Source organism: Mesotoga sp. (assembly GCF_035363035.1).
Lineage (GTDB): Bacteria > Thermotogota > Thermotogae > Petrotogales > Kosmotogaceae > Mesotoga.
This window is the reverse complement of record NZ_DAOSEH010000106.1, coordinates 1-6,119: the sequence shown is the minus strand read 5'-3', so window position 1 is coordinate 6,119 and position 6,119 is coordinate 1. Positions and strand designations below refer to the sequence as shown.

At 50.2% G+C, this 6,119-nt stretch carries 7 protein-coding genes; all 7 read left to right on the top strand.

Translation table 11 applies throughout. The features are described 5' to 3' along the window. The coding region (locus PKX57_RS10985; protein WP_472417312.1) for a P-loop NTPase at positions 1 to 269 on the top strand (269 nt) is incomplete at its 5' end. Further along, positions 269 to 1,321, top strand: a complete 1,053-nt coding sequence (mtnA, locus tag PKX57_RS10980) for an S-methyl-5-thioribose-1-phosphate isomerase (protein WP_472417310.1) — start codon at positions 269 to 271, stop codon at positions 1,319 to 1,321. The genes PKX57_RS10985 and mtnA, both read left to right, overlap by 1 nt. Before the next feature lie 12 nt (positions 1,322 to 1,333). Then, positions 1,334 to 2,623: a serine hydroxymethyltransferase gene (glyA, locus tag PKX57_RS10975; RefSeq protein WP_214048237.1), complete on the top strand. Its 1,290-nt coding sequence runs from the start codon at positions 1,334 to 1,336 to the stop codon at positions 2,621 to 2,623. Continuing rightward, entirely contained in the window at positions 2,616 to 3,248 is a 633-nt protein-coding gene (gene upp, locus PKX57_RS10970; RefSeq protein ID WP_213920605.1) for a uracil phosphoribosyltransferase, read from the top strand. Before glyA ends, upp begins: the two co-directional genes overlap by 8 nt. Then, on the top strand, positions 3,223 to 3,990 hold the full coding sequence (locus tag PKX57_RS10965) for a carbohydrate kinase family protein (RefSeq protein ID WP_213920604.1): 768 nt from the start codon (positions 3,223 to 3,225) through the stop codon (positions 3,988 to 3,990). Before upp ends, PKX57_RS10965 begins: the two co-directional genes overlap by 26 nt. Before the next feature lie 12 nt (positions 3,991 to 4,002). Next, complete coding sequence (locus PKX57_RS10960; protein WP_213920603.1) at positions 4,003 to 4,578, top strand: thymidine kinase; 576 nt, start codon at positions 4,003 to 4,005, stop codon at positions 4,576 to 4,578. A gap of 232 nt (positions 4,579 to 4,810) precedes the next feature. After that, positions 4,811 to 6,119: signal recognition particle protein (ffh, locus tag PKX57_RS10955; RefSeq protein ID WP_472417307.1), on the top strand; the 1,309-nt coding region annotated here is incomplete at its 3' end.

The window sequence follows — 6,119 nt, the reverse complement described above, 5'->3', positions numbered from 1 at the left end:
TGCACAGAAAGATTCTTGGACTGGTGGAGAATATGTCCTATCTCACCTGTCCAAAGTGCGGCGAAAGAATAGACCTTTTCGGAAGTGGCGGCGGCAAACGGCTCTCAGAGAGCTATTCCATTCCGCTTCTGGCCAGTCTGCCTTTCGACCCGAAACTGGTGGGACTGGCCGATAACGGTCAGGGAATAGTGACACATATGAGAGGCTCCCGGCTTGAGGAAGCCTACAGGAGTATGATCTACAATCTCTTGCAGAGGGTGAAGGGATAGTGGCCAGGTTCAAGAGCATAACTCTCGAATGGAGCGACGACAGAGTCATATTTATAGACCAGAGAAGGCTACCGGTCGAGGAAGTTTATGTAGAATGCCAAACACACGAAGAGGTTTACAGCGCTATAAAGGACATGGTGGTCAGGGGCGCGCCGGCCATAGGTGCAAGTGCAGCCTTTGGATACGTGCTTGGAGCCATGGAATTCGATAAGAAACCGGAAGAGCTCGCCGAACACATGGAGGCCGTCAAGAACAGACTCGCCGAAAGCAGACCAACCGCGGTCAATCTCTTCTGGGCGCTTGAGCGTATGGAAAGGCTTTTTGCCGGTTTGTCTTCTTTGAATCCAGAGGAATTGATAAAAGCACTCGAGAGAGAGGCGATAGTCATTTCTCGGGAGGACATACTCACAAACAGGTCTATCGGGAAGAACGGTTCCGCGGTCGTGAGAGATGGCGATGGAATACTAACCCATTGCAACGCCGGGGCCCTCGCAACTGTTGATTATGGAACGGCGCTGGGAGTTATAAGATCGGCGGTAGAGATGGGAAAGAGAGTCAGAGTTTATGCAGACGAGACGCGTCCTTACCTCCAGGGGGCCAGATTGACCTCCTGGGAGTTGATGAAATCTTGTATCGACGTGACTCTTATTTGCGATAACATGGCCGGCTGGGTAATGAAGAAGGGATACGTGAATCTTGTGGTTGTCGGGGCCGACAGGATTGCCGCAAACGGTGATTCGGCCAACAAAATCGGGACGTACTCGCTGGCGATACTGGCCCAGAATCATGGAATCCCTTTCTACATAGCCGCCCCTTTGAGCACCGTGGATCTATCCTGCAGCGATGGGGAAAAGATACCTATAGAGGAAAGAAGTCACAGAGAGATCACACATATCGGGGAGAGTCAGATCGCACCCGACGGTGTCAAGTGTTACAACCCCGCGTTCGACGTAACACCCTGGAACCTGATTACAGGCATAATAACGGAAAAGGGAATCGCAAGACCACCGTACGATGTTTCACTCGCAAAGATGTTCGAATCGACACACTGAGGAGGGTTTCTTATGTGGGAAGTTCTTGGTAAAAAGGATAGAGAGGTATTCGATATAATTATCAAGGAGCTAAAAAGGCAGGAAAACGGACTGGAGTTGATCGCTTCCGAGAATTTCGTTTCCATAGCCGTCATGGAGGCTGTCGGATCGATTATGACGAACAAGTACGCCGAAGGGTATCCCGCTAAGAGGTACTACGGAGGTTGCCGTTTCGTGGATGAGGCCGAAAACCTTGCCAGGGATAGGGCCAAGCGTCTCTTCAACGCCAATTTCGTCAACGTTCAGCCCCATTCCGGATCACAGGCCAATATGGCGGCCTATCTGGCGGTAACCGAGCCCGGAGTCACGATAATGGGCATGTCCCTCAGCCATGGAGGTCATCTAACCCACGGCTCGCCGGTCAACTTCTCGGGAAAGCTTTTCAACGTTGTGGCTTACGGAGTGGACGAGGACAGTGAAGTTATAGACTACGATTCGGTCAGGAAGCTGGCCGTTGAAAATAGACCGGCAGTGATAGTGGCCGGCGGTAGCGCGTATTCGAGAATCATAGATTTCAAGAAATTCAGGGAGATAGCCGATGAAGTCGGCGCGGTACTCATGGTAGATATGGCTCATTTTGCGGGACTGGTCGCAGCCGGACTCTATCCTAATCCACTGGACTTTGCCCACATAGTCACCACGACCACCCACAAGACCCTCAGGGGACCCAGAGGTGGCATGATCCTGACCAACGATGAAGAGATAGGAAAATCGATAGACAAAACGATCTTTCCGGGAACTCAGGGCGGCCCGCTGATGCACGTGATAGCGGCCAAGGCCGTTTCTTTCGGCGAGGCACTCAAGGATGAATTCAAAGTATACCAGCAAAACATACTGAACAACGCCAAAAAACTCTCCAGCTCCTTCGAAGAGAGGGGTCTCAGAATCGTTTCCGGCGGAACCGACACACACCTCTTTCTCGTCGATCTCAATCCGAAGAATGTAACGGGAAAAGCGGCCGAAAAAGCTCTGGAAAGAGCCGAAATAACCGTAAACAAGAACACCATCCCGAAAGAAACGAAGTCGCCTTTCGTAACCAGCGGTATAAGAATCGGAACACCGGCAGTTACCACCAGAGGAATGACCGAAGCCGAAATGCCCTTGATAGCCGATCTGGTCGTAAAGGTCATAGAAAACGTTACCGGAGATAAAGGCGAAATAGACGAAATAGTGGTTAAGGAAGTCGGTAGCCAGGTGAAGGATTTAACCGATAAGTTCCCGCTCTACGCCGATCTGGTGAGCAGGAGTGAGCTGGATGTTTGAGCAACTAACCATCGTCTATCATCCGCTGATCGAGCACAAGCTGACTATAATGCGCGACGATCAGACCGGCCCGAAGGAGTTCAGAGAACTGCTGAAAGAGATAACTCTTCTTTTGACCTACGAGGCCACCAGGCATATACCCACCTATGAGAAGGAGATCAGAACGCCTCTGGTAAAGATGCACGGGAAGATGATAGAAGATAAAAAAGTCACGGTCGTTCCAATCCTCAGAGCCGGACTGGGAATGGTCGAAGGGGTTCTTTCGTTGATGCCGAACGCTTCGGTGGGATATATAGGAATCTACCGCGACCCCGACACCATACAGCCGGTCGAGTACTACTCGAAGCTGCCGAAGATAGATGACACGACTCAGATCTTCGTTCTCGATCCGATGCTGGCCACGGGGGTCTCTTCTTCCTGGGCACTAAAGCTGGTGAAGAAAGCCGGTGGCAGGCAGATATCGCTGATGTGTCTTATAGCGGCACCCGAAGGTGTAAAATTCATCCAGAAGAACCATCCCGATGTCAAAGTATTCACAGCGGCACTAGACGAGAGACTCAACGATCATGCGTATATAATACCGGGACTTGGAGATGCCGGTGACAGACTTTATAGAACCAAGTGAAAATCGAATACTCGTAATTGGTGGATACCTGCAGGACATAGAGATCACCGGTAGCGGACACACCGCATCGGTGATCTCCAGGCCCGGCGGTTCGGCGTACAACGTGGCGATGTGCCTTTCGTCGATGGGCCTGGATGTGCTCTTTCTGAGCTGTTTCGGCCCCGGCAACAGGGTCGGCTATGCTTTCGATTCTCTTCCCGTTCAGAGCGGGTGTCAACGCGGCATTTTCCTTTACCGCGGCACAGAAGTTCTCGCAGTTCAAAGACCCTCGAGACCTGCCGTGTCTGGAGCATTGCGGAGACTTCTTGAAGGAGAGAAGTTCGCCCTCGCGTACACGACACTCGAGATAGGTGCCGAACCTCTGAATCTTCTTGACGCTATCGACTCCAGATACAGAATTCTCGATCCATCGCCCGGTATAGAGCTTAAAAATCTATCTGGTTTTGAAAAGTTCGATTATGTTCTGGCGAACGATCATACACGGGTGATAGCTTGCGAATCGAAGCTGATAATAAAGGCCGGAGCCAAAGGTGCCATTCACAGGGGTGTGATTCACAGTCCCCCGGTACCGGGAGCGGATAAGTTCGGAAGCGGAGACCTCTTCGGTGCAGTGTTTTCTTCCGGGTTGTTACAGGGACTAACTGCCGAAGAAGCCCTGAAGGTCGCAGTACTGGAAAGCTCGAAATACTGTCTTTTCGATGGAAGCCTCGCTGATTACCTGTTTCAAATGAAAAAAAGATGAGGAGGTAAGTCTATGGCTGGAAAGCTTACGGTCGTCGTGGGACCCATGTACTCGGGAAAGACCTCAACGCTCCTCTCGATGGTAGAGATCTACACACTTGGAAGGAAAAACGTCAAGGTCTTCAAACCACTCATAGATAATCGATACTCGACGGACCACGTTGTCAGCCACACAGGTCAGAAGGTTCCCGCGGTGAATGTAAAAAACTCGGCCGAAGTCATGATGGCGGTGGAGGCAGAGAGTGGCAGGCTCGATGCCGTATTCGTGGATGAAGTGAACTTTTTCGATCCGGAGCTGCTGGAGGTAGTTCAGCAGATAATCTTCGATGGAATAGACGTCTTCTGTGTGGGCCTGGACATGAGCTACAAGCACCGTCCATTCGCCATAACGGCCAGCCTTATGGCCATTGCCGACGAGGTTGTGAAGAAGAAAGCGGTCTGCCATGTCTGCGGGGAGTACAACGCGACGGTCACGCACAGAACTTCCAACCATATCGATAGCGAAATCGACGTTGGAGGAATGGATAAATATATTGCCGTCTGCCGAGATTGTTACAAAAAACTGAATTCAAAGAAGCAAAATTTATAAGCTGGTATCAGCCGATATGCTTTGTCATCGGTGATCACGTAATTCGGAGTTTTGATATCCACATTAAACACTCTCTTCATCCCACAGTTTTTATAGATTAGTTAGGTTTATTGATTTCATTATAGTAACCATAATTTAATTAAAGGCGGGTATTATCACCTTCGATGTTCGTGTAAATTCAACAATCGAAGGAAACCTCGTAGTATACTTTTCAGGCTGCGGAGGTGTTTGGATGTTTGAGAATCTCCAGGATAAACTTGGCAGAGCTTTCAAGCTGCTCAGTGGAAAGGGAAGGATATCCGAGAAAAACATAGAAGAAGCCGTAAAACAGGTGAAGCTTTCGCTCCTGGAAGCCGATGTCAACTACAAAGTCGTGAAGGAGTTCATCAACGGCGTAACGGAAAAATCCCTCGGCGAAGAGGTTTTGAAGTCCTTTTCTCCGGACCAGCAGTTCATAAAAATAGTCAGGGACGAACTTATAACCATGCTTGGAGAAAGACCCGTACCGCTGAGACTATCGAGTCAGCCCGCCAGGATAATGATGGTGGGTCTCCAGGGAAGCGGTAAAACGACCACCACGGCGAAACTGGCTACTCTCCTTCGAAAAGAAGGCAAGAAACCGCTTCTGGTGGCTGCCGACGTTTATAGGCCGGCGGCCATCGACCAGTTGATCCAGCTTGGAAAACAGATCGATATTCCGGTGTTCACCGGCGATCGCAGGAACCCGGTGTCGATCGTCAGAGAAGCTATGCAGCAGGCGATAAAAAATATCAACGATGTCGTGATACTCGATACGGCAGGCAGGCTACACATAGACGATACGATGATGGGTGAGCTGAAGGAAATAGCCACATTGGTGAAACCCGACGAAATACTAATGGTGGTTGACGCGATGACCGGCCAGGATGCCGTCAATTCTGCGAAGGCCTTCAACGAAGTGCTGGAACTGTCCGGTTTCGTTGTCACCAAGCTGGACGGCGACGCCAGGGGCGGTGTGATTCTCTCGATAAGACACGTAACAGGAAAACCCGTTAAGTTCATCGGGATCTCGGAGAAGCCCGACGGCCTCGAGGTGTTCTATCCAGAAAGGGTCGCCGGAAGGATACTCGGCCTGGGCGATGTTCTATCTCTGATAGACAAGATACAGGCCAACGTCGATGAAGAAAAAGCTAGAGAAATGGAGGAGAAGTTCCTCAAAAACAAGTTCGACCTCGAGGACTTTCTGGACCAGCTGAGAGAGATAAAGAAGATGGGTTCAATAGCCGATATCCTCGAAATGATACCGGGAGCGCCAAAAGATGTGGATCTGGCCGGCAGCGAAAAAAGCATGAAAAGAACCGAGGCCATAATCCATTCGATGACTCTCAAGGAGAGGAGAAACCCGAAACTACTTAACTATTCTAGAAAGCAACGCGTTGCCAGAGGCAGCGGCACAACCATTCAGGACGTGAACAAACTTCTCAAATCTTACGACCAGATGAAAGACATGATGAAACAGTTCAACAGGAAGGGAAAACTCAGAAAAGGAATCAAAGGATTTC

Excerpts from the sequence above, each read along its gene's own strand:
- upp (WP_213920605.1), top strand. The coding sequence starts at position 2,616 with ATGTTTGAGCAACTAACCATCGTCTATCATCCGCTGATCGAGCACAAG.
- glyA (WP_214048237.1), top strand. The coding sequence starts at position 1,334 with ATGTGGGAAGTTCTTGGTAAAAAGGATAGAGAGGTATTCGATATAATT.
- PKX57_RS10960 (WP_213920603.1), top strand. The coding sequence starts at position 4,003 with ATGGCTGGAAAGCTTACGGTCGTCGTGGGACCCATGTACTCGGGAAAG.